Origin of the sequence: Ensifer sp. ENS11 (genome assembly GCF_014851895.1) — a bacterium.
Lineage (GTDB): Bacteria > Pseudomonadota > Alphaproteobacteria > Rhizobiales > Rhizobiaceae > Ensifer > Ensifer canadensis.
The window spans coordinates 101,891-127,538 of sequence record NZ_JACVAN010000020.1; the positions used below are offsets into that span (position 1 = coordinate 101,891).

Genomic DNA, 25,648 nt, shown 5'->3' on the forward strand with positions numbered 1-25,648 from the left:
CCGTTCTCCCGATCCGTTATGCAACGGCGCTCGCGCGCGGCATGGCCGCGGCGAAAGCCCGGTTGATCGCTTCAGCGGCATCGCGGCCCATGGCGACGGCGGAGACCGTCAGGTCCTCGCCACCCAGCACGCAGTCGCCGCCGGCCCAGACATTGGCGAGCGAGGTCTTGCCTTCGGCATCGGTGACGATGCGGCCGGCTTCGAACGTGAGCGATCCGAGGCCGGACGCCTCGAAGGACTGACCGATCGCCTTGAAGATCTGGTCTGCGGCAATGATACCCGTTTCGCCCGTCGTCGTCAGCTTTCCATCGACGAGCGTAGTGTATTCGAGTTCGATCCCGGCGACCTTGTCGTCCTTGAGCGCGATGCGCTTGGGCTGCAGCCAGTGGCGGATGGTGACGCCCTTGGAGGTGGCCAGGTCCTGCTCGAACTCGGACGCGTTCATGTGCTCCTTGCCGCGGCGATAACAGATCGTCACTTCCTCGGCGCCGAGCAGCTTGGCCTGGACGGCGGCGTCGATGGCGGTCATGCCGCCACCGAGAACCACGACCCGGCGACCGACCGGAATGTCGGCCTTGGTCTTCGACTGGCGAAGGGCGGCGATGAAATCGACGGCGTCGTCTACGCCCTCGGCGGTTTCGCCTTCGAGGCGCAGCGCGTTGACGCCGGCAAGGCCGAGACCGAGGAAGACGGCGTCATATTGTTCGGTCAAATCGCCAAGCGAAAAATCGCGGCCGAGCGCCTGGCCGTGGCGGACTTCGATGCCGCCGATCGACAGCACGTAGTCGACCTCGCTCTGGGCGAAATCGTCGACGGACTTGTAGGCGGCGATGCCGTATTCGTTGAGGCCGCCGGATTTCTCACGGGCATCGTAGATGACGACCTCGTGGCCCTTGACCGCAAGGCGGTGGGCGCAGGCAAGCCCCGCTGGCCCGGCGCCGACGACGGCAACCTTTTTGCCGGAGGTCGCAGCGCAGGTGTAGAACTGCTTGTTCTCCTTCATCGCGATATCGGTCGCATAGCGCTGGAGGCGGCCGATCTCGACCGGACGCTCCTCAGCCGTGTTGCGCACGCAGGCCTGCTCGCAGAGCGTTTCGGTGGGACAGACGCGGGCGCACATGCCGCCCAGGATGTTCTGGTCGAAGATCGTCTTTGCCGAGCCGATGGGGTTGCCCGTCGATATCTGCCGAATGAACAGCGGGATATCGATGGAGGTGGGACAGGCCGTCATGCAGGGCGCGTCATGACAGAAATAACAGCGGTCGGAGGCGACCAATGCCTCGTGCCTGTCGAGGGCTGGATGGAGGTCGGAGAAATTGGTTTCGTAGTCCGCGAGCGGCAGGCGGCCGCCGAGGATCCCAGATTGCGTCGTTCCCATTTTTGGCTCCCAATGTTTTCTCAGGATGATGGAACGGTAACACGCTTTATTTTTTTATCAAACGGTAAAAGTTTGGCATCGAAATGCTGGGAAAGCCTTGCGATCCGGGGATTTGCTGCAGACCTGCCAAGCCATTGTTCTTGACTGCTGTTTGACAGGGCAGGGCAAATAGTGGCAGCAAATCAGAGCGGGATGAGGAAAAGTGTGTGCGGTTTTCCGCCCGCATCCCGCTCTAACTTAGGGGAAGCGATCGCGATGTTTTGAGTTGATTCGACCCAAAACATCGCGATCGCGGGGGAATGGAGAAGTGGCATGGCGCGACGGGCTGAGGCGAACAACAGGCTTGATGATGCTGCCCGCGCGGGCTGGTTATACTATGTCGCCGGCCGTACCCAGGACGAGATCGCCACGGTCATGGGCATTTCGCGCCAATCGGCCCAGCGGCTGGTTTCGCTTGCCATGGCGGAGCGCCTGATCAAGGTCAGGCTCGATCATCCGATTGCCGCATGCCTGGAGGCTGCCGAACGGCTTCGGGAAAAATACGAGCTAAAGCATGTGGACGTGGTTCCGAGCGATCCCGGATCGAGTTCGACCACGGTCGGCATCGCCGAGGCAGGGGCCGCCGAGATCGAGCGCTGGCTCAAATTAACCGAGCCCCAGGTTCTGGCGATCGGTACGGGCCGGACCCTGAAGGCGGCGATCGACCAATTGCCGGCGATGGAATGTCCGCAGCATCGCATCGTGTCCTTGACTGGCAATATCAGGCTCGACGGCTCGGCCGCCTATTACAACGTCATCTTTAGCATGGCCGATGCCGTCAAGGCGCGGCATTTCCCGATGCCTTTGCCGGTTCTCGCCTCCTCGCCGGAGGAGCGCGCGGTGCTGCACAGCCAGAGCCTCGTCCAGGTGGCGTTGAAGCTGGGCGCGGAGGCGAATGTCGCCTTTGTCGGTGTCGGCGAACTCGGCCCCGAGGCGCCGCTTTGCCAGGACGGATTTCTGTCGCAGGACGAGATGGGGCAGCTGACGAAGTCCGGCGCCGCAGGGGAAATCTGCGGCTGGATGTTTGACCACGACGGCGCATTGCTGGCGGGCAGTTTCAACGACCGTGTCGCCTCCGTTCCTCTGCCATCGCGCGACAATGCGTCGGTGATCGGGCTTGCCAAGGGGCGGCGCAAATATGAGGCGCTGAAGGCCGCGCTCAAGGGGCGGATCATCAACGGCATTATCACCGATGAGGCGACCGCCGCCTATCTGCTCAACGCCTGATCGCAGCGTTTCTGCTTGGGAAGGGCCGGCCATGCGCCGGCCCTTTGGCGTTCATATCACCACCTGCTGATAAAAAATCCGCAATCAAAACAGATTCATAACGGCTCTGGTTGCAGCGCAGCAACGAAAGCGGATTGACATTTTTTCACAAGAAGTGAGTAATTGCCCATGAGCAAGGCAAATGCTCAATTTCTTCTGGGAGGAAGTCGATGAATTTGAGAACTTTCCTGCTGAGCACGTGCTCGGCAGTCGCTCTGGCAGGTCTGGCCCAAGCAGAAACGCTGACCATTGCGACCGTGAACAACGGCGACATGATCCGAATGCAGAAGCTGGCGGATGAATTCACGTCCAAGAATCCGGACATTACGCTCGAGTGGGTGACACTCGAGGAAAACGTGCTGCGCCAGCGCGTGACGACGGATATTGCCACCAAGGGTGGCCAGTACGACATCATGACCATCGGCACCTACGAAGTGCCGATCTGGGCCAAGCAGGGCTGGCTTATGCCGCTCGACAATCTCGGCGCCGACTACGACGTCGACGACCTGCTGCCGGCGATCCGCTCGGGCCTGACCATAGACGACAAGCTCTATGCCGCACCGTTCTACGGCGAAAGCTCGATGGTGATGTACCGCAAGGACCTGTTCGAAAAGGCCGGGCTGACCATGCCCGACGCGCCGACCTGGGACTTCATCGCCGACGCGGCGCGCAAGATCACCGACAAGGGCAACGAAGTCTACGGCATCTGCCTGCGCGGCAAGGCGGGCTGGGGCGAGAACATGGCCTTCCTGACCGCAACCGCGAACGCCTTCGGCGCCCGCTGGTTCGACGAGAACTGGAAGCCGCAGTTCGACCAGCCGGAATGGAAGAACGCGCTCGACTTCTACGTCAAGCTGATGAATGACGCCGGACCGCCCGGTGCATCCTCGAACGGCTTCAACGAAAACCTGTCGCTGTTCCAGACCGGCAAATGCGGCATGTGGATCGACGCGACGGTTGCGGCCTCGTTCGTGACCAACCCGAAGGAATCGACGGTTGCCGACAAGGTGGGCTTCGCGCTTGCACCTGACACTGGCCTCGGCAAACGCGGAAACTGGCTCTGGGCCTGGAATCTTGCCATCCCCGCCGGTTCGCAGAAGGTGGCCGCGGCCGAGAAGTTCATCGCTTGGGCAACCGGCAAGGACTATCTGAAGCTCGTTGCCGACAAGGAAGGCTGGGCCAACGTTCCTCCGGGCACGCGCACATCGCTCTACGCCAACCCTGAGTACCAGAAGGCAGCGCCCTTCGCGAAGATGACGCTCGACTCGATCAATGCAGCCGACCCCAAGAACCCGGCCGTCAAGCCGGTGCCCTATGTCGGCGTGCAGTTCGTGGCGATCCCTGAATTCCAGGGGCTCGGCACAGCAGTCGGGCAGCAGTTCGCGGCGGCTCTTGCCGGTCAGATGACCGTCGACCAGGCGCTTGCCAGCGCCCAGCAACTGACCGAGCGTGAGATGACCAAGGCCGGCTACATCAAATAAGGCTCCCAAGGGCCCGGGGTGCCGGCCGCAAATGGTTGGCGCCCCGGTAATTCCTGGAGGCAGTCAAGGGGCCCACGCGGGTAAACGCGCTGGCCCGACCCGATATCGAAACAGCGTTGAATTCCGTCATTTGGGGGGACGCCATGGCGACCTTGCACACCCGCTCCGCCGCGCGTTTGATGATCGCGCCCTCGGTGCTTCTGCTTCTGGCCTGGATGATCGTTCCGCTGGCCATGACAATCTACTTCTCATTCCTGCGCTACAATCTCTTGATGCCGGGAATGGAGGAGTTCGCGGGCTTTTCGAACTACAGCTACTTCCTCACCGATCCCGCCTTCTTCCAGGCGATCTTCAACACGCTCGCCATCGTGCTGGGCGTGCTCTTCATCACCGTCGTCGGCGGCATTGCGCTGGCGCTTCTTCTCGATCAGCCGATGTTCGGTCAGGGGATCGTGCGCATCCTGGTGATCGCGCCGTTCCTGATCATGCCGACCGTCGCCGCGCTGGTGTGGAAGAACATGTTCATGAACCCGGTCAACGGGCTGTTCGCCTGGCTGGCCAAGCTCTTCGGACTGCAGCCCTTCGACTTTCTCGCCAATGCACCCCTGATGTCGGTGATCCTCATCGTCGCCTGGCAATGGCTGCCCTTTGCGACGCTGATCCTTTTGACGGCGCTGCAATCGCTCGATGAAGAGCAGAAGGAAGCAGCCCAGATGGACGGCGCCAGCGCCTGGAGCCGCTTCATCTATCTCGTGCTGCCACATCTTTCTCGTGCGATCACCGTGGTGATCCTGATCCAGACGATCTTCCTGCTCTCGGTCTTTGCGGAAATCCTGGTGACGACCAATGGCGGTCCGGGCACGCAGAGCACGAACCTCACCTTCCTCGTCTATGCGCAGGCCCTGCTGCAGTTCGACGTGGGCGGCGCATCCGCCGGCGGCATCATCGCCGTCATCCTCGCCAACATCGTCGCATTCTTCCTGATGCGCATGATCGGCAAGACGCTGGAGGCTTGATACCGATGGCACGCACTGTCTCCACCCAAAGAAAGATCGTCGTCACGGTCGTCGCCTGGACGATCGGCATCCTGATCTTCTTCCCGATCCTGTGGACGTTCCTGACGAGCTTCAAGACCGAGGCAGAGGCGATCGCCTCGCCGCCGTCCCTGTTCTTCTTCGACTGGACGACGGAGAACTATCATGAGGTCCAGAGCCGATCGAACTACTTCCTGCACTTCATGAACTCGGTCGTCATCTCCTTCGGCTCGACGCTGATCGGCCTGATCATCGCCATCCCGTCTGCCTGGGCGATGGCGTTCTCGCCGACCAAGCGCACCAAGGACGTGCTGATGTGGATGCTCTCCACCAAGATGATGCCGTCGGTCGGTGTGCTCGTGCCGATGTACCTGTTGTTCCGCAACACCGGCCTGCTCGATACCCGCACCGGCCTCGTCATCGTGCTGACGCTGATCAACCTGCCGATCATCATCTGGATGCTCTACACCTACTTCAAGGAAATCCCCGGCGAGATCCTCGAGGCGGCACGCATGGACGGAGCATCGCTGTCCAAGGAGATCATCTATGTGCTGACGCCGATGGCGATCCCGGGCATCGCCTCGACGCTGCTCCTCAACATCATCCTTGCCTGGAACGAGGCGTTCTGGACGCTGAACCTCAGCGCCGCGAAGGCGGCGCCGCTCACGGCCTTCATCGCCTCCTATTCGAGCCCCGAAGGCCTGTTCTACGCCAAGCTCTCGGCGGCCTCGACCATGGCGATTGCCCCCATCCTCATACTCGGCTGGTTCTCGCAGAAACAGCTCGTGCGCGGCCTCACCTTCGGCGCGGTCAAATAAGGGATACGACAATGGGAAACATTACACTCAGAAACGTCTCGAAGGTCTTCGGCGCCCATGCCGTCATCCCGTCGATCGACCTCAATATTGACGATGGCGAGTTCGTCGTCTTCGTCGGCCCGTCGGGCTGCGGAAAATCGACGCTGCTCAGGCTCATCGCCGGGCTAGAGGATGTCAGCGATGGTGAGATCGTCATCGACGGCAAGAACGCCACCGAGCTGCCGCCAGCGCAACGTGGACTTTCGATGGTGTTCCAGTCCTATGCGCTCTATCCGCATATGAGTGTGCGCTCGAACATAGGCTTCCCGTTGAAGATGGCGAACGAGGACAAGGCTGTCATCGACAAGAAGGTGGCCGACGCAGCGCGTGTGCTCAACCTGACCGACTATCTCGACCGAAAGCCTCGCCAGCTTTCCGGCGGCCAGCGCCAGCGTGTCGCCATCGGCCGCGCGATCGTGCGCCAGCCGAAAGCTTTTTTGTTCGACGAGCCTTTGTCGAACCTCGACGCAGCACTGCGCGTCAACATGCGGCTCGAAATCAGCCAGTTGCACCAGGATCTGAAGACGACCATGGTCTACGTCACCCACGATCAGGTGGAAGCCATGACCATGGCCGACAAGATCGTGGTTCTCAACCGGGGGCGCATCGAGCAGGTCGGCTCGCCGCTCGACCTCTATCACAAGCCGGACAATCTCTTCGTGGCGGGCTTCATCGGGTCGCCGCGGATGAACTTCGTTTCCGGTGCGCCGGCTACCGCCTACCAGGCGCACACTATGGGCATCCGGCCCGAGCATCTGGTGCTTTCAACGGAAAACGGCACCTGGGCCGGCACGGTCGGCGTTGCCGAGCACCTGGGCTCGGACACCTTCCTGCACGTCAACGTCGACAATATCGGAACGATGACCGCGCGTGTCAGCGGCGATTTCGCCGTCGCCCACGGGGACCGGGTGTTCCTGACGCCCGACGCCCAGCGCGTCCACAGGTTCGACGACAAGGGACTGGCAGTTCGATGAAACGTCTTCACGGGAAAAGCGCGCTGATCACCGGATCCGCGCGGGGTATCGGTCGTGCCTTCGCCGAAGCCTATGTGCGAGAAGGCGCCACAGTGGCGATTGCCGACATCAATCTGGCGCGGGCGCGTGAGACCGCATCGGAAATCGGCCCGAGCGCCTATGCCGTCGAGATGGATGTGACGCAGCAGAACTCCATCGACGCGGCGATCGCATCGGTTGTCACCGAGGCCGGTGGTCTCGATATCCTCGTCAACAACGCCGCGCTCTTCGATCTCGCGCCGATCGTCGAGATCACGCGTGAAAGCTATGACCGGCTGTTTTCGATCAATGTTTCGGGGACGCTGTTCACGATGCAGGCGGCTGCCAAACAGATGATCGCCCAGGGCAGGGGCGGCAAGATCATCAATATGGCGAGCCAGGCAGGCCGGCGCGGCGAGGCGCTGGTCGCCGTCTATTGCGCCACCAAGGCAGCGGTCATCAGCCTGACCCAGTCGGCGGGGCTGAACCTGATCAAGCACGGCATCAACGTCAACGCCATTGCGCCCGGCGTCGTCGATGGCGAGCACTGGGACGGCGTCGACGCACTGTTTGCCAAATACGAGAACCGCCCGCGCGGCGAGAAGAAGAGGCTCGCGGGAGCGGAAGTCCCCTATGGGCGCATGGGAACGGCCGAGGATCTCACGGGCATGGCGATCTTCCTCGCTTCTGCCGAGAGCGATTACGTCGTTTCGCAGACCTACAACGTCGATGGCGGCAACTGGATGAGCTGAGGCCCGTCTCCGGACGATGCCTCGATAAGGAAACGAGACCATGACGACCAAACTTTCTCTTGCCGCGCTCGACGCAGTGAAGGCCAAGGCCGGCGTGCCGAGCTACGATCGCGCCGATCTGAAAGCCGGTATCGTGCATTTCGGTGTCGGCAATTTTCACCGTGCCCATCAGGCCGTCTATCTCGACGATCTCTTCAATGCCGGGCACGACCATGACTGGGCGATCGTCGGTGCCGGGGTCCTTCCCTCCGATGAACAAATGCGGGCAAAGCTCGCGGCGCAGGATTTCCTGACGACGGTGGTCGAGCAGGACAACAACCGCACCGGCGCGCATGTGACTGGCGCGATGATCGACTATCTCAGGCCCGGCGACGTCGCTGGCATCGTCGCCAGGCTTGCAGACCCGGCGATCCGCATTGTTTCGCTGACGATCACCGAGGGCGGCTATTTCATCGATCCAGCCTCCGGCGTTTTTAATCCGACCCACCCGGCCATCGTTGACGATGCGCAAAATCCCGCCGCGCCGAAGACGGTCTTCGGTTTGATCGTTGCCGGTCTGAAGGCACGCCGCGACGGACAAATTCCGCCGTTCACGGTGATGTCATGCGACAACATTCCGGGCAATGGCGAGGTGACCCACGCTGCGGTTTCAGGCCTTGCCCGGCTGTTCGATCCTGATTTCGCCGACTGGATCGACGCCAATATCGCCTTTCCGAACGGCATGGTGGACCGCATAACGCCGGCCACGGGCGCACGCGAAATCGGCATCGTCGCAACCGATTACGAGATCGAGGATGGCTGGCCGGTGTTTTGCGAAGAGTTCAAGCAATGGGTGCTGGAGGATCATTTTCCGCAGGGACGCCCGGCGCTCGAAAAGGTCGGCGTGCAGTTCGTGCCCGATGTTGCGCCCTATGAGCACATGAAGATCCGCATCCTCAACGGCGGCCACGCGGCAATCGCCTATCCCGCAGCCCTGCTCGACATTCATTTCGTCCACGAGGCGATGGAGGAGCCGCTGATCCGTGATTTTCTCGCCAAGCTTGAGCATGACGAGATCATTCCGGTCATTCCGCCGGTGCCGAACACCGATCTCGGCGATTATTACAAGCTGATCGAGATGCGCTTTTCCAACCCGAAGATCGGCGACACGATCCCGCGGCTTGCACAGGACGGCTCCAACCGGCAGCCGAAATTCATCCTGCCCTCGACGGCCGACCGGCTGGCGCGGGGCGAAGACGTCGTCGGCCTGGCGCTGGTGTCAGCGCTCTGGTGCCGCTACTTCGACGGCACGACCGATAGCGGCAAGCAGATTGTCTTCAACGACCAGAACGCCGAACGGCTTCAGGCGGCAGCCCGTGCCGCAAGGCAGGATCCGACGGCTTTTCTGGCGCTGTCGGACATTTTCGGCGAGGTCGCCCAATCCGATCTCTTCCGCAAGCGCTTCACCCACGCATTGAAAACCCTCTGGGAAAAAGGTACGCGCGCTACGCTCCAGCTTTATCTGGACGGCAAGCTTACTGCATAATTCCTTAGAACGGGGCCCGATTTAAGGATGAAATTACGCAGCAATTCAAAGAGTTACAGCGACGTTGGCGCGTCTTAAAAGATGCGCGGCGCTGTAAGGGGTAGGGTGTTATGGCCGACGGCGCGTCCAGGTTGGTGATCTTCGATTGCGACGGCGTGCTGGTTGACAGCGAGCCGATCTCGCTCGAAGTCCTGGTCGACGTGCTGGCGGCGGCAGGCGTGTCGATGACCACGGAGGAGGCGACCGAACGGTTTCTCGGGCGCAGCCTGAAAAGCATGTCTGCCATACTTCACGACGAATATGGCCTGGCGACAGACGACGCCTTTCTCGAAGAAATGCGCACGCGGCTCTATCAGCGTTTCCGTACGGAGTTGCAGCCGATCGCCGGTATTCGCCGGGCGGTCGAAGACCTTGGCGTCGCCTGTTGCGTCGCCTCGTCCAGCCAGCCGGAACGCATCCGGCTGTCGCTGACCGTCACCGGTCTGATCGATCTTTTCGAGCCGAACATCTTCTCTGCAACGATGGTCAAACATGGCAAACCGGCGCCCGACCTGTTTCTGCTGGCGAGCCGGGAGATGGGCTATGCACCCAAGGATTGTATCGTCGTCGAAGACAGTCCGGCCGGCATCGAAGCCGCGCACGCCGCTGGCATGCGGGCCTTTGCCTTCGCCGGTGGCGGACATGCGCGCAGCGACCGTCATCGACAGACACTCGCCAAGCTCGACCCCGACGTGCTGTTTGACGACATGGGCGAATTGTTACAGTTTGTCCGCCAATAGTGCATAATTCCTCAAGTCGAAATCGATTTGATGGGAAAATTATGCGGCAGTTTCAAGATGTTGCAGCGTGCTGTAACGGGGACGGGGATCTCCATTGATGCGTGAATTCGTCGTTGCGGTCGATGTCGGTACCGGCAGTGCCCGTGCCGGAATTTTCGACCGGAATGGCAGGCTTCTGGCGCGTGCCGACCTGCCGATCGCCATGAACCGGCCGGAAGAAAATCATGCCGAACACGATTCGGAAGATATCTGGAGAGCTGTCTGCGGCTCGGTGAAAGCTGCCAGAGACAAGGCCGGCATCGCGCCGGAGAGCATTGCCGCCATCGGTTTCGATGCAACGTGTTCGCTCGTGGTGCGCGACCGGAGCGGCGCGCCGCTTTCCGTCAACCGAAAGGGCGAGGCGCGCTGGGACACAATCGTCTGGCTCGATCATCGGGCGCTGACGGAGGCCGATTTCTGTACCGCCACCGGACACCCGGTCCTCGATTTCTCCGGCCGCGTCATGTCGCCGGAGATGGAAATGCCGAAGCTGATGTGGCTGAAGCGGAATCTGCCTAGCCAATGGGAGAAGGCAGGCTTTTTCTTCGATCTCGCCGACTATCTCTCCTGGCGGGCGACCGGCAGTGCGGCGCGCTCGCGCTGCACCTTGACGGCGAAATGGAACTATCTCGCCCATGAACAGCGCGGTTGGCAGGCGGACTATCTCGCGCGGATCGGCCTCGAGGATCTGCTTGCGCGGGGCGGATTGCCGGAGGAAACGCAGCCGGTCGGAAGCTCGGTCGGGGGCTTGTCGGTGGAGGCTGCCGCCGAGCTCGGTCTTGATATCGGCTGCCAGGTGGCACCGGGTCTGATCGACGCCTATGCCGGGGCGCTCGGCGTGCTCGGCGGTTTTGCCGGCGAGCCGGAAAAGCTCGAGCGGCAACTGGCGCTGATCGCGGGCACCTCGAGCTGCATCGTTGCCTTCTCCAAGGATATGAAGCCCGGCTTCGGCATGTGGGGACCCTATTTCGAAGCGGTGCTGCCCGGCGCCTGGCTGATCGAAGGCGGCCAGTCGGCGACCGGCGCCCTGCTCGATCACATCGTGCGCATTCATGGCGGCGGCCTGGAGCCAACGACCGAGACCCACGGCCGGATCATCGCGCGCGTCCAGGAACTGCGCGTCCTGCACGGAACGCAGTTTGCCGAACGGCTGCATGTACTGCCGGATTTCCACGGCAACCGCTCACCGCTTGCCGATCCACACGGGCTCGGCGTCATCAGCGGCCTGCCGTTCGATTCGTCGTTCGATGCGCTGTGCCGGCTCTATTGGCGCACCTGCGTGGCGATCGCGCTCGGCATCCGCCATATCCTCGAGATGATGCGTGAGGTCGGCTACGAACTCGACACACTTCACGTCACCGGCGGCCACGTGCGCAATGCGCTTCTGATGGAGCTTTATTGCGACGTCACGGGTTGCCGGGTCGTAGCACCCGATGCGCCTGACGCCGTTCTTCTCGGAACGGCGATGGCGGCAGCCGTTGCCGGTCAGGTTCACGTCGATCTCGCCGTGGCCGGTGCGGCGATGGCGTCCGGCGGGCGCGAGCGGCGGCCGAACGACGCCATGCGTGACATCTACGATCGCGACTACCGCCGCTTCCTTGCGCTCTACCGCCATCGCGACGAACTGGACGCGCTGCAATAAAAAAATGATCGGCAAACGCGCAACTCCGGGAACCTTTGTTTGCGTCACGCATTTTATTTTCAGACCGGACGGTGGCGCGCATCGCCCCCAATGTGGCGCCGGAGGTAATCCGCCGGTTTACAACTCACACTCCCCCGGTGAGTTGAACAATGTCAGCCAGTGCCTTCCCTCGGCACTGGCTGTTTTGTTTCCAGCGCTTGCCATCAACGGGCATGCCAATCAGGACACCAGCGACGAAAGGCAAGGGCGGGCGACAGCAACAAGTGGACAAACAAAAGCCGGCGACCGAGGCCGCCGGCGATAGATGCTGTGTCGATGATCAGGCTGCGGCCTTCGTCGATTCGTTGAAGAACAGCGCCTGGCTGATCAGCGCCTTCACCATGTCAGGATTGAAAGGCTTCGTGACCAGGAAGGTCGGCTCAGGGCGTTCGCCGGTCAGCAGCCTCTCAGGGAAGGCGGTGATGAAGATCACCGGGATGGCGCTGGCCTTCAGGATATCGTTGACCGCATCGATACCGGAGCTGCCGTCGGCGAGCTGGATATCGGCAAGCACCATGCTCGGACGGGTCTTCTTATAGAGCGCGATTGCTTCGTCGCGGGTGCGGGCAATGCCGGTCACTCGGTGGCCAAGGCTCTCGACCATGTTTTCGATATCGATGGCGATCAGAGGCTCGTCCTCGATGATCATGATATCGGTTGCGACCTGTCGCGAGATTTCCTGCGAAGCGCGGTCGAGAAGGGAACCGATCTTGTCGTCGGTGACGGCAAGGATTTCGCTTGCTTCCTCGGGCCGGAAACCTTCGACCGAGACGAGAAGGAAAGCCTGGCGGGCAAGCGGCGAAACGTTTGCCAGATTGACCGAGGCGCGCTGCTCCCAGGCAAAGGGCGAAACCGGCTCGGGAACCAGCACCGACGAGGAGCCGAAGAGCGACGTGTAGAGGCGGAACAGCGCGACCCGGTCATTGCTGGCCTCCGGGAAAATGGAGGTATCGGCAATCAGGGCTTCGAGTACCGCGGCCACATAGGCGTCGCCTGATGTCTGCGACCCGGTCAATGCGCGCGAGTAGCGGCGCAGATAGGGCAGCAGCGGCGCGATCCGTGTGGACAATGTCATGGAGTACTCCCTCGAGAATATAATCTTGCAGTGATGCTCCAAAACGTTTCACGCAAAAAAAAGTTCCGGGAGGGAACATTTCATTTTTCAGACGCGTTAAGGCGGTAATGAACACCACAAGGCGACAGATTGACAATGAAGTATAAAACAGGGGCGGGGCGCACTTCCGGTACGACCTCATGGTCCGAAGACCCAAACACGCAGATCGCGGCCAAGTTAAAGGCGCTCTATCAGTCCGTTCAGGAAGAAGCGATACCTTCGCGCTTTCTCGATCTTCTGGAAAAACTCGACGCAGCCGAGCGGCAGTCGGTTCTGCAGGGAAGGGAGTGAGCGCCAGAATGTCGTCTGAAAAGAATGAGTTCAAGCGAGAGATGCTCGCCGCCCTGCCGAGCCTTCGCGCCTTTGCCATGTCTCTCATAGGTCGTCATGACCGGGCCGACGATCTTGTTCAGGACACGATCATGAAAGCCTGGGCCAAGCAGGACCACTTCCAGATGGGCACGAACATGAAGGCCTGGCTGTTCACGATCCTGCGCAACGAGCTCTACAGCCAGATGCGCAAGCGCGGACGCGAGGTGCAGGACAGCGACGGCCATTTCACCGAATCGCTTGCCCATCATCCGGAACAATATGGTTCGCTCGACCTGCAGGATTTCCGCCGGGCCCTCGAGACGCTGCCCCCGGACCAGCGCGAGGCGATCATCCTCGTCGGCGCGTCGGGTTTTTCCTATGAGGAAGCGGCGACGATCTGCGGCTGCGCCCTGGGCACGATCAAGAGCCGGGTGAACCGCGCCCGCCAGCGCCTTCAGGATATCCTCAAGGTGCAGGGCGAAAACGACTACGGTCCGGACGAAACGTCCGCTCCCATTACCTCACGGGCATTCGTTTCCTGATCCGACAGCTCTTTTTGGCCGCCAGAGCGTTGCAAATCGAGAGCAGCCCTGCTTTCACTGGCGGCCTGAACGTCTCCGCAGAAGAGCGCCGTGTGTCAATGGCAATCGGCGCCGGCTGACGGGTGCGGCAGTTTGGAGTTGAGGCCGGATGCGCGAAAAAAGAGAAGAAAAGACCGCCCCGCCGGAGACATCGCTGCTCGACGCGCCCGAGCGGTTGAGCGTGCTGCATGCGACGGTGCCGGACATGGCGGTACCCGATGCGGATTTCGACGGCATTGCCGAGATCGCTGTCCGCCTCTTCGATGCGCCGATCGCGCTCGTCAGCCTGCTTGACCGCGAGTGGCAATGGTTCAAGGCGGCGGTCGGTACCACGGAGACGCGGGCGTCATCGGAGGATTCGTTCTGCGTGCACGCGGCAGCCGATGCGGGAGGCAACGGCCTAGTTGTACTCGACGCCTCAGTCGATCTGCGTTTTCGCAATCGGCCGCTGGTCGCCGGCGCGCCATTCCTGCGCTTTTACGCCGGCGCGCCGATCGTTCTCGATGGCCAGCCGGTCGGCACGGTCTGCGTGCTCGACGTTGCCGCGCGCAGCGAGGTCGCACCGCATCTGATGGAGCAGCTGCGCCGGCTTGCCGATCTTGCCGCCTCGCTTCTCAAGCTCAAGGACGAGGCGCGACGGCGCGCCATCAAGGAGGCAGCGCTCTCCCGCGAGGAACAGCGCCACGCGATGGCGCTTGAGGCGGCCAATATCGGCAGCTGGCTCTGGAACGTTCGCTCCGGCGTGATCGTCGGCAACAGCGCCTTTATGCGCATGTTCGGCTTGCCGGCCGATCGGTCGTTCGGCGCCAGGGAAGTGTTCGGCGCCATCCATGCCGATGACCGCGGCGCAACCTTCGCCAAGCTTCGCCAGGCGATGAAGGCGGACGAGGAATATGACGGGATGTTCCGGGTCGGAAACACCGGCCGTTGGCTGCTCGGCCGCGGGCGGGTGCACGATCGGGATGCCAAGGGAAATCCGCTGACCTTCATCGGTGTCACCATCGATGTCACCGACCAGCAGGCATCGGTGCAGCGAACGCGGCTGTTGCTCAAGGAACTCAACCACCGGGTCAAGAATACCCTGGCGATGCTGCAGTCGCTCGCCCGCCAGACCCTGCGCCAGACCAGCGACCCGGCCGAATTCATGACCGCCTTTGCCGGACGACTGCAAGCGATCTCCGAGGCGCATGGACTTCTCTCGGACCATGAGTGGGGCACGATCCGGCTTGCGGACCTGATCTCCAAGCAATTGATGCCGCATGTCAGCGTCTATGCGGACCAGATCGAACTGCACAAGGACGAGGTGCTGCTCGGCCCCGACCAGGCCGTCGGCCTGGGGCTCGTGCTGCATGAACTTGCGACCAATGCGGTGAAATACGGCTCCCTTTCGGTGCCGACCGGCAAGGTGGTGCTGACGGCGCGCAACGTCGTCGAAGAAGGCGAAGCGGTATTGCACCTGACCTGGACGGAGGTCGGCGGACCGCCCGTGCGCGAACCGAAACGTCGAGGCTTTGGCTCCATCCTGATAGAGCGCAGCCTCGACAAGGTTCTCGGCAGTTCGGTGAAGGTCGAATATATGGCGGCCGGCGTGACCGCGCTGATCCGCTTGCCGCTTTAGGTTTCCCGTCGCGGCCTGCGCTTCCTGCCGGTGCCGAGCAAGGCGCCGATGGCAAGGGCCGTGCCCACGGCGAGCAGCGGCTGTTTGCGCAGGATGCTTGCTGCGGCCAGCATCGTCAGATTGGTTTGCATCATCGACCGACGGCGGCGCTCTTCGGCGAGCCGCCTATCCCGTCCTTGCAGGGCAATCATCACGATGATCAGGATCAAGGCCGTCAGGATGAGGGCTGCGGCTATCGACGCGGCGGCGACCACAGGCGAATAGGCGGCGCTGAGATAAAGCGCGATGGCGATCAGTGCGAAGATGTAGGCGGTGACAAGCAGCACGGCGACGACGGCGCACAAGGCGGCGTTGCGCTTGAAACGTGATGCGGTGGCGCCGATGTCGGCAGCCAGCAAGGCGGACAGAGCGGCCCCGAGTGGTCCCATGCGCATTTACTCCTGGTAACACGTCAAAACGGGTGGGATGCGTCTGGCGATCCCACCCCGTTCCAAGATCTGCATCGAACCTAGCGCCGCAGCAGTGCGGCGGCGATCAGACCGATGAGGGCTGCCGTGCCAAGCGTTGCGAACGGGTGCTCGCGTACCGCATGGCGAAGCTGCTTTTCCGTGCCGGCATAGCGGTCGCGCAGATCGCCGAGCAGTTCCTCGCCGCTTGCGAGCAAATCCTGAAGGCCGGCTTCCGCGTGCTCGCGGGCATCGTGCGCCTTGCTACGCGCCTGTTTCGAAGCGTCGGCACCGCGATCGGCAAGCAGGGCAACGAGCGCCGCCATGTCGCTACGCAGTTCGCTGAGCTGGTCTTCGATGGAAATGTCAGCGAGCGCGCCGTTGCGCTTGCTCGACCGTGAACTTGAACCTGAGAAGAGGCCTGAAGCCATGATTGGTCTCCCTTTCGCTGCAACGCCGGCCAAGGACGACCGGCGTGATCCGTTGGCACCGACATGGCAAGCGCATTGCCACGACCGGTACTTCGAGGAGAACAACGCACGAGTGCGCAAATTGTTTCGATAAATCTTGAAGTTGGCGCGATTTGCCGGCTAGAGCGTCGCCGTCTGCGGCAACACGAAGGGCACGTCGGCTGCCGGCATGGCGCTGACCTGCATGCGGCAGCCGAACACCACCTCCATCGTCTCGTCGGTCAACACCTCTCGCGGCGCGCCGCCTGCGCGGATCTTCCCGGCCTTCATCATGATCATCCGGTCGGCGAACATCGCCGTCAGGTTGAGATCGTGCATGACGGCGATGACGCCACCGCCGCGCTCGCAGAACCGGCGCGCCAGTTGCATGATGGTCAACTGGTGGCGGATATCGAGGCTCGAGACCGGTTCGTCGAGCAGCAGATAGCGCGGTTCGCCATCGCCGACCGGGTTGGAAATCTGGCAGAGGACGCGCGCCAGTTGCACGCGCTGCTGTTCGCCGCCCGAAAGCTCCTGATAGAAGCGCCCGGCAAAGCCGCCGAGATCGACGGCCTCGAGCGCTTCGGCGGCAATGCGGTCATTGGCCCTGGCATCTGATGTCGCGCCTGCGGTCAGGCCGAGCCGCACCACTTCGCGGACCGTGAAGGGAAACGAGATCACCGTCGATTGTGGAAGCACCCCGCGTTTCAGCGCGAGCTCCCAGGGTTTCAGGCCCTTGAGATTGCGGCCATTGATGCTGACTGATCCGCTTTCCGGCGGCAACTCGCCGGAGATCGCCTTCAACGTCGTTGTCTTGCCGCAGCCGTTCGGCCCGACGATCGCGGTCAGCGCGCCCGGCTCTGCCTCAAGCGAGATGCCGTGGATGACCTGGCGGCCGCCAAGCCGGACGGAGAGGTTGGATACCTTGATCATGGTTTCGGCTCACAGTCCCATGGTCGTGCGACCGCGCAGCAGGATCCAGAGGAAGAACGGCGCGCCTATGAAGGCGGTGACGATACCGATCGGCAACTCTGCAGGCGAGGCAATGGTGCGGGCGATCATGTCGGCCAGGATCAGCAATGTTCCGCCGAGAAGCGCCGATGCCGGCACGAGATAGCGGTGATCCGGGCCGATGACGAGGCGCAGCAGATGCGGTACGACGATGCCGACGAAGCCGATGCCACCGCTGACGGCAACGGACGCACCGGTTGCTGCGGCGACGCTGACGATGGCGATGTTCTTCATGCGCTGCACCGGAATGCCCATGTGGAACGCGGCTGCTTCGCCGAGCGTGATGGCGTTGAGGCCGCGCGCCAGAAAGGGCGTGACCGCGAGCGACAACAGGATGATCGGCGCGGCCGCGGCGATCTTCGTCCAGCTGGCGCCGGCAAGCGAGCCGAGACCCCAGAAAGTGACGTCGCGCAGTTGCTTGTCGTCGGCGATGAAGATCAGCACGCCGGTGAAGGCGCCGGTGAGCGCGCCAAGCGCAATGCCGGCGAGAAGCAGGGTGGCAATCGAGGTTTGGCCGCCGCGGGTGGCGATCCGGTAGAGCAGAAGCGTGGTGACAAGGCCGCCGATGAAGGCTGCGACCGGGAGCGCATAAAAACCGAACAGCGCAAACAGCGGGCCGAACACGGCCGAGCCGAGCACGATCAGCAGAACGGCGCCGAGGCTTGCACCGGAGGAGACGCCGACAAGGCCGGGATCGGCCAGCGGGTTGCGGAATAGCCCCTGCATGACAACGCCGGAGACAGCAAGCGATGCGCCGACGAGCATTCCGAGCACCGCTCGTGGCAACCTGATGTCGAGAATGATGATGCGGTCGCGAACGCTCAGGACCTGATCCGCATCGCTCGCGCCGAGCAGCCAGCGCACGACGTTGGACAGCGAAGCGTCGGCGGCACCGGTCATGATCGAGCCGATGAAGGTGGCTGCCGCGAAGATGACGAGTAGAACAATGACGACGCGGGCCAGCCGCGCACGATTGCCCGACCGCCATTCGGCCCGGATATCGGCGGCGAGGGCGGTCACGCGCCTGCCGAGGTCCAAAGCCTCACTGCGAGGCATTGGCCTTCTTTCCGTAGATTGCGGCGTTGAGTTCGCGAATGGCGCTTGCGGTGCGCGGGCCGAATCCGAGCAGGTGCAGGCCGTCCATGCGGATCAGCGTCTTGGTCTTGGCGGCAGGCGTCAGGCTCAGCGAAGGCAGGGCGAAGAGTTCGTCCGCCTTGGCGCTGTGTTCACCGCCGCGGTCCATCATCAGGATGACGTCGGGCTTGGCTTCAATGATCGCCTCGTCGGTCAGGGCCTTGTAGCCCGGGAATTTTCCGGCGGCGTTGATCGCGCCGGAAAGCTCGATGATGCCGTTGGCAGCCGTGCCGGTGCCCGACGCCATGATCTTGCCGCCCTGGGTGCTGAGCACGAAAAGAACGCGCTTGCGCTCGCCTTCCGGGCGCTTGGCACCACCGGCAACCGCTGCAGCAAGGTCGGCTTCCACCGACTTTGCGAGCGCATCGGCCTTGTCGGGCACATTGAGGAAGGTGCCGACCGAGCGGATCTTTGCCGGGATGCTGTCCTTGTCGAAGGTTTCCGGCACGCTGGTGAAGGCGATGTTGGCATCCTTCAGGATGGCGAGCGCCTCCGGCGGGCCGCTGCCTTCGACGGCGACGATCGCGGTCGGATTGACCGCGATGATGCCTTCCGGGGCGAGCGCGCGCATGTAGCCGACATCAGGCAGCTTGGTTGCAGCTTCCGGATAGGTGCTGGTCGAATCGCGGCCGACCAGCCGGCCTTCCTCGCCGAGTGCGTAGATGATCTCGGTAACCGCACCGCCAACCGAAACGACGCGCGAGACGTCCGGCTGCTCAATGCTCTGTGCCATCGCCGGGCGGATGAACGACGGCGCCCCTGGCGCCACGGCGGGCAACAGGAAGGGAGCCGAAACCGCAAACGCGGCCAGAGCCAGCTCCCAGAGGCGAAGGCGGCGGAAGTCGAGACCGTTGATCATCACGCTGTCCTTAAGCTGCGACGGTGGTGTCAAGGCGTGCGAGGCCCTCGGCGATATCGCGCCACTCGGGACGCTCGGCAAAACCTTCCTTACGCTTGCCGAAGAACTGGATGATCATCTCGCCCTTGGCGTCGAGCGCCTCGATCGAGGTGACGTGACCATCGGCAGTCGGCTTGCGCACGGCCCAAAGCTCGGCGATGTGATCGGTGCGCAGGTGAAGATGGAAGGTCGGGTCCATGACGTTCAGCCACGGACCCATCGGGGCGATCTTGGCGATCGGGCCGGAATGGATCTGGATCACGCCGCGATTGCCGACGAAGCACATGATCGGCAGTTCGATCTCGGCGCTGGCACGCATCATCGTTTCGATGCTCGACGGGTCGAGACGCCAGGCGAAGTCGTCGCCGATATGCTGCAGCGCCTGGCGGCGGCCGATCTTCAGCTTGCGCAGCAGGCCGTGGAATTGATGCGTGTCGGTCATCTTGGACCAGCGGTCGCGCAGCTCGGTGACGTCGACGACGTTCTCCTGCTTGTCATCGGCAGCCGGTGCGCTGGCGTCCGCAACGAAGGTCTGCGACTGGTCGTCGAGACGGAAGTCTTCAACGATCTTGTCGTAGGCGGCGACATTTGACGCCGGGCGCAGGTGCAGCTTGTGCACCGCATTGCCCCATTTGTCGAAGAACTGCAGGCTCTTGCGGGCTTCGCCGCTGTCATCGGTCTTGGTTACGGCAAAGGCATGCGCCCAGGCGCTCGGGAAGACGCGCAGGTCGATCTGCTCGCCAAGCACGATGCTGGCCATCTCGCCGGTTGTGATCTTTTCGTAGACGCCGATCTTTTCGTGAACTGCGCTTTCGTTGCGGGTCAAAGCCATGACCTCACCCAGTTCCTCGGCGCGCAGCAGGAAGCGGTTGGCATCCGCGTCGATGCGCACGGCGGTCAAGCCACATTCGGCCGCCACGAGGGCTGCTTCCGAAACTCCGAGCTGGGCCGCGATGTCGCGCTCGCGCATTTTCGGGTTCTCAGCGCGGTAGGCACGGATTTCGGACGGGGTGGGACGGAGGCTCTCGGTCATTGTTATTTGCCTATTTGTTCAGGATCAGTTTGCCTTGGCGGGTGATCTTCATGCGGTAGATCGCCCCGTCGTGGGAAATGAGGATCTCGCTTTCGCCGCGAAAGAGGTCGCGGCTCTCGACGATCCGCTGGGCCCGCTGCGCGGAGGCTACAGGTTGTGAAAATCGCGCATAATCGGTGTCGTCGGCTGCCACGGTTCGGTCGTCTCTAGATGGCGGGAGGCGGTGTTTTTCCCGCATTTCCTGCCGTGCAATTCGTTTACTATCTTGACTTCATTACTCATATTTCTTTATGGACGCAATACCGGATCGCCACACTCAAGTTAAGATGTCCGCGCTTGTGGATAGATGGCGACGACTTCAACGCTCCCAGGGTTCGGAGCGCCGATCGTGAGTGGTATTAGAATGATGCACCTTTCCCGTATGGTTGTTCCCGTGGCATTCGCGTTTGTTCTTGCGGCAGGCGGTGCAGTCGCCCAGGAGGCGTCGTCCGCTGGCGCGCTCAACATCGAACTCAACGAGGTCACGCCGTCGCAGAAGGGCTGCAAGCTCACCTTCGTCGCCGGCAACGCCTTCGTGCAGAATTTGAGCAAGGTTTCCTTTGAGTTCGTGATCTTCGACCAGAAGGGTCTGGTCGAGCGCATGGCGGTGCTCGACTTCCGCGATCTGCCTGCTGGCAAGACCAAGGTTCGGCAGTTCGATCTTCCCGGCACGAATTGCGAAGCGGTGAAGAGCCTGCTGATCAATGACGCGCCCGCCTGCGTCGGCGATGGTGTAGAGGGCGATGCCTGCATGAAGGGCCTCAAGACCGGTTCGAAGTCGCCGGTCGAACTCAAGGGCTGAGGTTGATTTTTCGCATTGAGTACTGCGTTTGCGTCGCGGCTCGCGGCGAAGGTTAGGCCAAGATGAAGCATACCGTGAAATGGATCGGCGCAATTGCCTTCTCGCTCGTGGCGCATACCAGCGTTGCCATGTACCTTGCCTCCTCTACGCCGGAACAGCCGCAAGACCTGATCGCCGGCGGTGCCGAGGTCGAAGTTGCGATCCTCGGTGATGCCTTCGAAGAAACCTTGCAGTCCGGCGATCCGACGGAAGTCGTCGAGCCGACCGAAGACGTTCCCGACGAAGTCAAGCCCGAGGAGATTACCCCGGTCGAAGACGTCACGTCGACCACGCAGGAGATCACGGCGGAGCAACCGCATGATTTGATCGCCACGGAAGCCGATGTCATCCTGCCTGCCGAGCAGGTTCCCACCCTGCAGGTCGCCGAGGCTGTGGTTACTGCCAGCGTCGCGCCGATCGAGACGGTCGTGCCCGAGGAAAAGCCGGAGATCCAGGAGCCGAAGAAGGAGAAGGTTGAAAAGCCTGAACCCAAGAAGGATCCCGTCAGGAAAAAGAAAGTCACCCGCAAGAAAACGGGCGACAAGGGGGAACAGGCACAGAGCCAGGTCAAGGGTAAGCTGGATGGGGACGTAAACGGCAATTCTGCGGCGGCAACCGGCAAGAACCGCTCTACCGCGGTCGGCAACGCCGATATGTCGAACTACAATGGCAAAGTTCGCGCGAAGATAAACCGGCGATACAAGCTTCCATCCGAAGCGCGCCGACAGGGGCTGTCGGGCACGACGACGGTGAGTTTTACGGTGTTGGCGGACGGCGGTGTTTCCCGCGTCAGCGTTGCCGGGAGTTCAGGCTCACCCGTTCTGGACACGGCTGCTCTTGATGCCGTGCGCCGTGCGGCTCCATTTCCTGCCATTCCAGAGGGGGCCGGAAAAAGTGCAATACCGTTCACTTTGCCTATTCAGGCAAGTGTTCGCTAGGCGACTGCCGCCGGCCACGGTGTGATCCGCGGCAGAAGCCGAAGCCCTTCAAAACTGATGGGAAAAATATGATTATAAAACTCATGTTTATACTTTACTCTGATAATCAAGTTTAATAAGTTGCCGCCGTGACGCAACCGAACGGTGTGTGTCGATCCCGGTGCGATCGGTTGCCATGAGGGCCGTCGACGCAGCAAAGAGGCGGAGAAGATTGCATGCGCGGCAAGCGTCACCATAATGCGGCCAAGAACGGCAAGGGTCGTTCCGGTTCCGAACGGGTCGAGGTCTGCGAAGAGGCCGCCAAGGCGACACTCGAAGGCCGCAGTTTCCTCTATGTCGGCGGACGCGATTGCCAGGTTGCGCATCTGCGCGAGATTGTCAGCTCCTTCGGTGCCGAGCTGCTTCACCACGATGGCGGCCTGCGCGAGGCGGTATCGCGCATCGACCGTGTCCTTCCTTCCGTCGACTGTGTTTTCTGCCCGATCGATTGCATCAGCCACGATGCGTGTCTTCGCGTGAAGACCGGCTGCAAGAAGTGGGGCAAGGCTTTCGTGCCGTTGCGCAACGGCTCGAAGTCGAGCCTTGAGCGGGCGCTGCAGGACCTGACCAACAGCCGCAACGACTTGGCATAGCCAAACATATGACGCGCGATGGAGGTGATTGACCTTCCGCGCGCATGGAGATTTTTTTCGAGATGAATGAAAACCGCCCGGACAAGTGCATGATGATCGGCCTGCACAAATTGGCAGCGCAGAATGGCGACGGGCTGGTGCCCGAACTCTACGAATTGCTGACGCGGCGTTCGCGCATGATCGAGGAAAACCCCAATGTCACCGAGTTCCCGTCTTGGGAAACGCGCCGGCCCGGCCGCGACCCTTTCGGGCTTGCGGAGCCGCAGGAGGGCACTATTCTGGCCTTCCCGAGAGCCGCGAACGACGCGGCTCGCAAGAAAGACAGCGCATAGGAGGCAGGCCATGTTCTTCGCAATGAACCGTTTTCGTATCGCCATTGGCCAGGAAGAGGCTTTCGAAGCCGTCTGGAAGAGCCGCGATTCAAGCCTTGCGGACATGCCGGGTTTTGTCTCGTTTCATCTTCTGAGGGGCGAAAACGTGCCGGACGAGGGCTATACGCTCTTCGTCTCGAACTCGACCTGGAAGGACAAGGATGCCTTTTCCGCCTGGACGAAGTCGGAGAACTTCCGGGCCGCGCACAAGAATGCCGGCGAAAACCGCTCGATGTATCTCGGCCCGCCGAAGTTCGAAGGTTTTTCCGTCGTCGAAGGCGCCTGATCTCAAGAGCTTCAAACTGGCGCGTTGAGCGTCACGGCGCCTTTCGTGGAAGGAAGGCGCCGATTGAAACGGCAAGCCAGCCGGCCATGATCGTCGTGCCGCCGAGCGGTGCCGACATCGGAAACAGGCCCTGTCCGGTCACGTGACGCATGGCAAGGTCAGCGGAAAACAGCGCCGTGCCGAAAGCGATCAGCAAGGCTGCGACCGGAGCCGTGCGGAAGCTCGGCCAGGCCGCATAAAGCGCGACGAGCGCCGGCGCGTGCGCCAGGCACATGGCCGAGATCTCGGCGAGCAGCCTGGGGTCGGTGCCATGCGAGGCGGCTGCAGCACTGACCACCCCGGCAATCCCCATCAATCCCGCGACGAAGAGCGTCGTTGCGCGCAATCCACTGGTCGGCATTGTCAGGTCATTCCTTGTTCTGCATGTGCAAGGCGAGGCGGGTGATCGGATCGAGAATGATCTGCCGCAGTTTTGGGTGAGCCACCGTTTCTTCCAGTGCGCGGGTAAAGCAGAGCAGCCATTCGTCGCGCTCCTCCGGCCCAATCTCGGCAACGAAATGCCGGCGCCGCAGCATCGGATGGCCACGCTTTTCCACATAGATCGGCGGACCGCCAAGCCAACCGGTCAGATATTCGTAGAATTTTTTGCTCGCTGCCGGAAAGGTCAGGTGGATGAACCGCGCGGCAGCGTGCCGCTTCGGGCAGCGTATCCATCAGTTCATAGAAACGACGGGTCAGCGCGCGCACCGTCGGGTCGCCGCCGATCGCTTCGTAGAGTGTCGTCGTTTCCGGTTCTGCCATTGCCGCTTCCTTCGTCCCCGAAGTCCTAGCCCGCCAAGGTCTTGTGGACAACGGCTTTCCAGTCTCGCCTTTGCGGCGTTTCCGCGCGGTTCGACACATCGATCTTGACAAACCGTCCAGACGGTATCTTTATGGAAGCATGACAGAAGCCCATCGCCGCAAGAAGCAGCCCGAGCAGGTCCGCCAGCAATTGCTGGAGGTCGCCGCACGCCTGTCGCACGAGCAGGGGGTGGCGGGCATCACGCTCGATGCGGTGTCGCAAGCGGCCGGCGTCAGCAAGGGCGGGCTGCTGCACCATTTCCCCAACAAGTCGGCGCTGCTCGATGGCTTGTTCGACGATCTCGTCGCGCGTTTCGATGCGGCGATCGAGGCGGCGATGGCTGGCGATCCGGAGGCGCAGGGACGCTTTACCCGCGCCTATGTCGATGTCTGCTCGAAGCTCGATCCCGACACCGACGTTCCGGGCTGGCGAATGCTGACGATCGCGCTGATTGCCGAGCCGAACCTGAAGATCCGCTGGCGCGAATGGGTCAACCGCCGGGCTCAGGAGTTTGCGGAAACCGACTCTTCACCCAACTGCGTGCTCGCCCGTTTTGCCGCCGACGGTCTCTGGCTCGCCGACCTGATGCAGAGCCATGAACTCGATGCCGCGGCGCGTGTTGCCCTGGCTGAAAATCTCAAAGCGCTTTCGACGCGATAGACCGGATGGAGACCCAGATGAACCCCGCTATGCTCTATTCCGTCCTGGTCGTTGCCATCGTCTTCGAGGTGCTTGGCACCTCGGCGATGCAGGCGGCACAGCATTTCACCCGGCTGTTGCCGACCGTGACGATGGTCGTTTGCTACGCTGTCGCCTTCTTCTTTCTGTCCTATACGCTGCGCTACATCCCGGTCGGCATCGCCTATGCGGTCTGGAGCGGTCTCGGCATCGTATTGATTTCGCTCGTCGGATACTTTGCCTTCGGCCAGAAGCTGGATCTTGCCGCCATGCTCGGGCTCGGGCTCATCATCGCCGGCGTCGTGGTCCTCAACGTCTTCTCGAAATCCACGTTCCATTGATGTCTGGCCACTGACGCCTAGAGGGCAAAAAGCTCTTGCAAAGGCGCCGGCGTGTCACTAGCCTTACAAATTGAAACCGCTTTCAATTTTAACAGCTGCGCATAAACGGGAATTTGCCGATGTCAATCAGAACAATCGTATGGGGCGAGAATATCCATGAGCAGACCAATGAGGTGGTCAGGAGCATCTATCCGAACGGGATGCACAACACCATCGCGGCGGCGCTGAACACGGACGTTTCGATCGAGGCAACGACGGCGAC

29 protein-coding genes and 2 pseudogenes are annotated in these 25,648 nt (G+C 61.9%); 20 read left to right on the forward strand and 11 right to left on the reverse strand.

What is annotated here, in order from left to right; genetic code table 11:
- Positions 1-16 precede the first annotated feature (16 nt).
- Positions 17-1,378, reverse strand: a complete 1,362-nt coding sequence (locus tag IB264_RS27540; RefSeq protein WP_025428108.1) for an NAD(P)-dependent oxidoreductase — start codon at positions 1,376-1,378, stop codon at positions 17-19.
- A gap of 312 nt (positions 1,379-1,690) precedes the next feature.
- Between IB264_RS27540 and IB264_RS27545 the strand changes: the two genes are divergently transcribed.
- The 9 genes from IB264_RS27545 to IB264_RS27585 all read left to right on the forward strand — a co-directional run bounded on the left by IB264_RS27545 (position 1,691) and on the right by IB264_RS27585 (position 11,784).
- Positions 1,691-2,644 (forward strand): sugar-binding transcriptional regulator, encoded by a 954-nt coding sequence (locus tag IB264_RS27545; RefSeq protein ID WP_025428107.1) that lies wholly within the window; start codon positions 1,691-1,693, stop codon positions 2,642-2,644.
- 209 nt (positions 2,645-2,853) lie between these two features.
- A complete protein-coding gene (locus IB264_RS27550; protein WP_025428106.1) occupies positions 2,854-4,164 on the forward strand; it encodes a sugar ABC transporter substrate-binding protein in 1,311 nt (436 codons plus the stop codon).
- A gap of 143 nt (positions 4,165-4,307) precedes the next feature.
- Positions 4,308-5,180: a carbohydrate ABC transporter permease gene (locus IB264_RS27555; RefSeq protein WP_025428105.1), complete on the forward strand. Its 873-nt coding sequence runs from the start codon at positions 4,308-4,310 to the stop codon at positions 5,178-5,180.
- A gap of 5 nt (positions 5,181-5,185) precedes the next feature.
- A complete protein-coding gene (locus IB264_RS27560) occupies positions 5,186-6,016 on the forward strand; it encodes a carbohydrate ABC transporter permease (RefSeq protein WP_025428104.1) in 831 nt (276 codons plus the stop codon).
- 11 nt (positions 6,017-6,027) lie between these two features.
- Positions 6,028-7,029: an ABC transporter ATP-binding protein gene (locus IB264_RS27565; protein WP_025428103.1), complete on the forward strand. Its 1,002-nt coding sequence runs from the start codon at positions 6,028-6,030 to the stop codon at positions 7,027-7,029.
- Positions 7,026-7,799 (forward strand): L-iditol 2-dehydrogenase, encoded by a 774-nt coding sequence (locus tag IB264_RS27570; protein ID WP_025428102.1) that lies wholly within the window; start codon positions 7,026-7,028, stop codon positions 7,797-7,799. Before IB264_RS27565 ends, IB264_RS27570 begins: the two co-directional genes overlap by 4 nt.
- A 40-nt stretch (positions 7,800-7,839) precedes the next feature.
- Complete coding sequence (locus IB264_RS27575) at positions 7,840-9,324, forward strand: mannitol dehydrogenase family protein (protein ID WP_025428101.1); 1,485 nt, start codon at positions 7,840-7,842, stop codon at positions 9,322-9,324.
- Positions 9,325-9,434: 110 nt separating this feature from the next.
- A complete protein-coding gene (locus IB264_RS27580; protein ID WP_025428100.1) occupies positions 9,435-10,103 on the forward strand; it encodes an HAD family phosphatase in 669 nt (222 codons plus the stop codon).
- Between the two features lie 97 nt (positions 10,104-10,200).
- Entirely contained in the window at positions 10,201-11,784 is a 1,584-nt protein-coding gene (locus tag IB264_RS27585; RefSeq protein WP_057206516.1) for an FGGY-family carbohydrate kinase, read from the forward strand.
- Between the two features lie 319 nt (positions 11,785-12,103).
- On the opposite strand, the gene IB264_RS27590 is transcribed toward IB264_RS27585, so the two are convergent.
- On the reverse strand, positions 12,104-12,898 hold the full coding sequence (locus IB264_RS27590; RefSeq protein WP_025428098.1) for a response regulator: 795 nt from the start codon (positions 12,896-12,898) through the stop codon (positions 12,104-12,106).
- A 135-nt stretch (positions 12,899-13,033) separates the two neighbouring features.
- On the opposite strand from IB264_RS27590, the gene IB264_RS27595 reads away from it, so the two are divergent.
- From IB264_RS27595 to IB264_RS27605, 3 genes are all read left to right on the forward strand, one after another.
- Positions 13,034-13,228, forward strand: coding sequence for a NepR family anti-sigma factor (locus tag IB264_RS27595; protein WP_025428097.1), 195 nt, complete (start codon positions 13,034-13,036; stop codon positions 13,226-13,228).
- A gap of 8 nt (positions 13,229-13,236) precedes the next feature.
- Positions 13,237-13,791, forward strand: coding sequence for an RNA polymerase sigma factor (locus IB264_RS27600; protein ID WP_025428096.1), 555 nt, complete (start codon positions 13,237-13,239; stop codon positions 13,789-13,791).
- Between the two features lie 148 nt (positions 13,792-13,939).
- On the forward strand, positions 13,940-15,448 hold the full coding sequence (locus tag IB264_RS27605) for a sensor histidine kinase (RefSeq protein ID WP_025428095.1): 1,509 nt from the start codon (positions 13,940-13,942) through the stop codon (positions 15,446-15,448).
- Here IB264_RS27605 and IB264_RS27610 read toward each other — a convergent pair.
- The 7 genes from IB264_RS27610 to hemP form a co-directional block, all read right to left on the reverse strand.
- On the reverse strand, positions 15,445-15,876 hold the full coding sequence (locus IB264_RS27610) for a hypothetical protein (RefSeq protein ID WP_025428094.1): 432 nt from the start codon (positions 15,874-15,876) through the stop codon (positions 15,445-15,447). The genes IB264_RS27605 and IB264_RS27610 overlap by 4 nt on opposite strands.
- Positions 15,877-15,956: 80 nt before the next feature.
- Positions 15,957-16,325, reverse strand: coding sequence for a DUF883 family protein (locus IB264_RS27615; RefSeq protein WP_025428093.1), 369 nt, complete (start codon positions 16,323-16,325; stop codon positions 15,957-15,959).
- 159 nt (positions 16,326-16,484) lie between these two features.
- The gene (locus IB264_RS27620; protein WP_025428092.1) at positions 16,485-17,276 is read right to left on the reverse strand and encodes a heme ABC transporter ATP-binding protein; all 792 of its coding nucleotides are present in this window, start codon (positions 17,274-17,276) and stop codon (positions 16,485-16,487) included.
- Between the two features lie 9 nt (positions 17,277-17,285).
- A complete protein-coding gene (locus IB264_RS27625; RefSeq protein WP_025428091.1) occupies positions 17,286-18,410 on the reverse strand; it encodes an iron ABC transporter permease in 1,125 nt (374 codons plus the stop codon).
- The gene (locus tag IB264_RS27630) at positions 18,397-19,347 is read right to left on the reverse strand and encodes a hemin ABC transporter substrate-binding protein (RefSeq protein WP_025428090.1); all 951 of its coding nucleotides are present in this window, start codon (positions 19,345-19,347) and stop codon (positions 18,397-18,399) included. The genes IB264_RS27625 and IB264_RS27630 overlap by 14 nt, the downstream gene beginning before the upstream one ends.
- Before the next feature lie 10 nt (positions 19,348-19,357).
- Positions 19,358-20,419 carry a hemin-degrading factor gene (locus IB264_RS27635; protein WP_025428089.1) on the reverse strand — a complete coding sequence of 354 codons (1,062 nt, stop codon included), beginning with the start codon at positions 20,417-20,419 and terminating at the stop codon, positions 19,358-19,360.
- A gap of 10 nt (positions 20,420-20,429) precedes the next feature.
- Positions 20,430-20,657 (reverse strand): hemin uptake protein HemP, encoded by a 228-nt coding sequence (gene hemP, locus IB264_RS27640; protein WP_081788881.1) that lies wholly within the window; start codon positions 20,655-20,657, stop codon positions 20,430-20,432.
- A 165-nt stretch (positions 20,658-20,822) separates the two neighbouring features.
- Between hemP and IB264_RS27645 the strand changes: the two genes are divergently transcribed.
- From IB264_RS27645 to IB264_RS27665, 5 genes are all read left to right on the forward strand, one after another.
- Positions 20,823-21,260 (forward strand): hypothetical protein, encoded by a 438-nt coding sequence (locus IB264_RS27645; protein WP_025428087.1) that lies wholly within the window; start codon positions 20,823-20,825, stop codon positions 21,258-21,260.
- Positions 21,261-21,322: 62 nt separating this feature from the next.
- Positions 21,323-22,237 carry an energy transducer TonB gene (locus IB264_RS27650; RefSeq protein ID WP_025428086.1) on the forward strand — a complete coding sequence of 305 codons (915 nt, stop codon included), beginning with the start codon at positions 21,323-21,325 and terminating at the stop codon, positions 22,235-22,237.
- A 215-nt stretch (positions 22,238-22,452) separates the two neighbouring features.
- Positions 22,453-22,869, forward strand: coding sequence for a DUF2325 domain-containing protein (locus tag IB264_RS27655; RefSeq protein ID WP_025428085.1), 417 nt, complete (start codon positions 22,453-22,455; stop codon positions 22,867-22,869).
- A gap of 62 nt (positions 22,870-22,931) precedes the next feature.
- Positions 22,932-23,201: a hypothetical protein gene (locus tag IB264_RS27660; RefSeq protein WP_025428084.1), complete on the forward strand. Its 270-nt coding sequence runs from the start codon at positions 22,932-22,934 to the stop codon at positions 23,199-23,201.
- Between the two features lie 10 nt (positions 23,202-23,211).
- The gene (locus IB264_RS27665) at positions 23,212-23,526 is read left to right on the forward strand and encodes an antibiotic biosynthesis monooxygenase (protein WP_025428083.1); all 315 of its coding nucleotides are present in this window, start codon (positions 23,212-23,214) and stop codon (positions 23,524-23,526) included.
- Positions 23,527-23,557: 31 nt separating this feature from the next.
- On the opposite strand, the gene IB264_RS27670 is transcribed toward IB264_RS27665, so the two are convergent.
- Both IB264_RS27670 and IB264_RS27675 read right to left on the reverse strand, forming a co-directional pair.
- Positions 23,558-23,926 (reverse strand): DUF423 domain-containing protein, encoded by a 369-nt coding sequence (locus IB264_RS27670; RefSeq protein WP_025428082.1) that lies wholly within the window; start codon positions 23,924-23,926, stop codon positions 23,558-23,560.
- Positions 23,927-23,933: 7 nt separating this feature from the next.
- Positions 23,934-24,327, reverse strand: a pseudogene (locus IB264_RS27675) (globin).
- A gap of 139 nt (positions 24,328-24,466) precedes the next feature.
- Here IB264_RS27675 and IB264_RS27680 point away from each other — a divergent pair.
- The 3 genes and pseudogenes from IB264_RS27680 to IB264_RS27690 all read left to right on the forward strand — a co-directional run.
- Complete coding sequence (locus IB264_RS27680) at positions 24,467-25,027, forward strand: TetR/AcrR family transcriptional regulator (protein WP_025428081.1); 561 nt, start codon at positions 24,467-24,469, stop codon at positions 25,025-25,027.
- Positions 25,028-25,044: 17 nt separating this feature from the next.
- Positions 25,045-25,386, forward strand: coding sequence for a multidrug efflux SMR transporter (locus IB264_RS27685; RefSeq protein WP_025428080.1), 342 nt, complete (start codon positions 25,045-25,047; stop codon positions 25,384-25,386).
- Positions 25,387-25,505: 119 nt separating this feature from the next.
- A pseudogene (locus IB264_RS27690) lies at positions 25,506-25,648 on the forward strand (trehalose utilization protein ThuA); the annotation flags it as partial.

Excerpts from the sequence above, each read along its gene's own strand:
- IB264_RS27540 (WP_025428108.1), bottom strand. The coding sequence starts at position 1,378 with ATGGGAACGACGCAATCTGGGATCCTCGGCGGCCGCCTGCCGCTCGCG.
- IB264_RS27545 (WP_025428107.1), top strand. The coding sequence starts at position 1,691 with ATGGCGCGACGGGCTGAGGCGAACAACAGGCTTGATGATGCTGCCCGC.
- IB264_RS27550 (WP_025428106.1), top strand. The coding sequence starts at position 2,854 with ATGAATTTGAGAACTTTCCTGCTGAGCACGTGCTCGGCAGTCGCTCTG.
- IB264_RS27555 (WP_025428105.1), top strand. The coding sequence starts at position 4,308 with ATGGCGACCTTGCACACCCGCTCCGCCGCGCGTTTGATGATCGCGCCC.
- IB264_RS27560 (WP_025428104.1), top strand. The coding sequence starts at position 5,186 with ATGGCACGCACTGTCTCCACCCAAAGAAAGATCGTCGTCACGGTCGTC.
- IB264_RS27565 (WP_025428103.1), top strand. The coding sequence starts at position 6,028 with ATGGGAAACATTACACTCAGAAACGTCTCGAAGGTCTTCGGCGCCCAT.
- IB264_RS27570 (WP_025428102.1), top strand. The coding sequence starts at position 7,026 with ATGAAACGTCTTCACGGGAAAAGCGCGCTGATCACCGGATCCGCGCGG.
- IB264_RS27575 (WP_025428101.1), top strand. The coding sequence starts at position 7,840 with ATGACGACCAAACTTTCTCTTGCCGCGCTCGACGCAGTGAAGGCCAAG.
- IB264_RS27580 (WP_025428100.1), top strand. The coding sequence starts at position 9,435 with ATGGCCGACGGCGCGTCCAGGTTGGTGATCTTCGATTGCGACGGCGTG.
- IB264_RS27585 (WP_057206516.1), top strand. The coding sequence starts at position 10,201 with ATGCGTGAATTCGTCGTTGCGGTCGATGTCGGTACCGGCAGTGCCCGT.
- IB264_RS27590 (WP_025428098.1), bottom strand. The coding sequence starts at position 12,898 with ATGACATTGTCCACACGGATCGCGCCGCTGCTGCCCTATCTGCGCCGC.
- IB264_RS27595 (WP_025428097.1), top strand. The coding sequence starts at position 13,034 with ATGAAGTATAAAACAGGGGCGGGGCGCACTTCCGGTACGACCTCATGG.
- IB264_RS27600 (WP_025428096.1), top strand. The coding sequence starts at position 13,237 with ATGTCGTCTGAAAAGAATGAGTTCAAGCGAGAGATGCTCGCCGCCCTG.
- IB264_RS27605 (WP_025428095.1), top strand. The coding sequence starts at position 13,940 with ATGCGCGAAAAAAGAGAAGAAAAGACCGCCCCGCCGGAGACATCGCTG.
- IB264_RS27610 (WP_025428094.1), bottom strand. The coding sequence starts at position 15,876 with ATGGGACCACTCGGGGCCGCTCTGTCCGCCTTGCTGGCTGCCGACATC.
- IB264_RS27615 (WP_025428093.1), bottom strand. The coding sequence starts at position 16,325 with ATGGCTTCAGGCCTCTTCTCAGGTTCAAGTTCACGGTCGAGCAAGCGC.
- IB264_RS27620 (WP_025428092.1), bottom strand. The coding sequence starts at position 17,276 with ATGATCAAGGTATCCAACCTCTCCGTCCGGCTTGGCGGCCGCCAGGTC.
- IB264_RS27625 (WP_025428091.1), bottom strand. The coding sequence starts at position 18,410 with ATGCCTCGCAGTGAGGCTTTGGACCTCGGCAGGCGCGTGACCGCCCTC.
- IB264_RS27630 (WP_025428090.1), bottom strand. The coding sequence starts at position 19,347 with ATGATCAACGGTCTCGACTTCCGCCGCCTTCGCCTCTGGGAGCTGGCT.
- IB264_RS27635 (WP_025428089.1), bottom strand. The coding sequence starts at position 20,419 with ATGACCGAGAGCCTCCGTCCCACCCCGTCCGAAATCCGTGCCTACCGC.
- hemP (WP_081788881.1), bottom strand. The coding sequence starts at position 20,657 with ATGCGGGAAAAACACCGCCTCCCGCCATCTAGAGACGACCGAACCGTG.
- IB264_RS27645 (WP_025428087.1), top strand. The coding sequence starts at position 20,823 with ATGATGCACCTTTCCCGTATGGTTGTTCCCGTGGCATTCGCGTTTGTT.
- IB264_RS27650 (WP_025428086.1), top strand. The coding sequence starts at position 21,323 with ATGAAGCATACCGTGAAATGGATCGGCGCAATTGCCTTCTCGCTCGTG.
- IB264_RS27655 (WP_025428085.1), top strand. The coding sequence starts at position 22,453 with ATGCGCGGCAAGCGTCACCATAATGCGGCCAAGAACGGCAAGGGTCGT.
- IB264_RS27660 (WP_025428084.1), top strand. The coding sequence starts at position 22,932 with ATGAATGAAAACCGCCCGGACAAGTGCATGATGATCGGCCTGCACAAA.
- IB264_RS27665 (WP_025428083.1), top strand. The coding sequence starts at position 23,212 with ATGTTCTTCGCAATGAACCGTTTTCGTATCGCCATTGGCCAGGAAGAG.
- IB264_RS27670 (WP_025428082.1), bottom strand. The coding sequence starts at position 23,926 with ATGCCGACCAGTGGATTGCGCGCAACGACGCTCTTCGTCGCGGGATTG.
- IB264_RS27680 (WP_025428081.1), top strand. The coding sequence starts at position 24,467 with ATGACAGAAGCCCATCGCCGCAAGAAGCAGCCCGAGCAGGTCCGCCAG.
- IB264_RS27685 (WP_025428080.1), top strand. The coding sequence starts at position 25,045 with ATGAACCCCGCTATGCTCTATTCCGTCCTGGTCGTTGCCATCGTCTTC.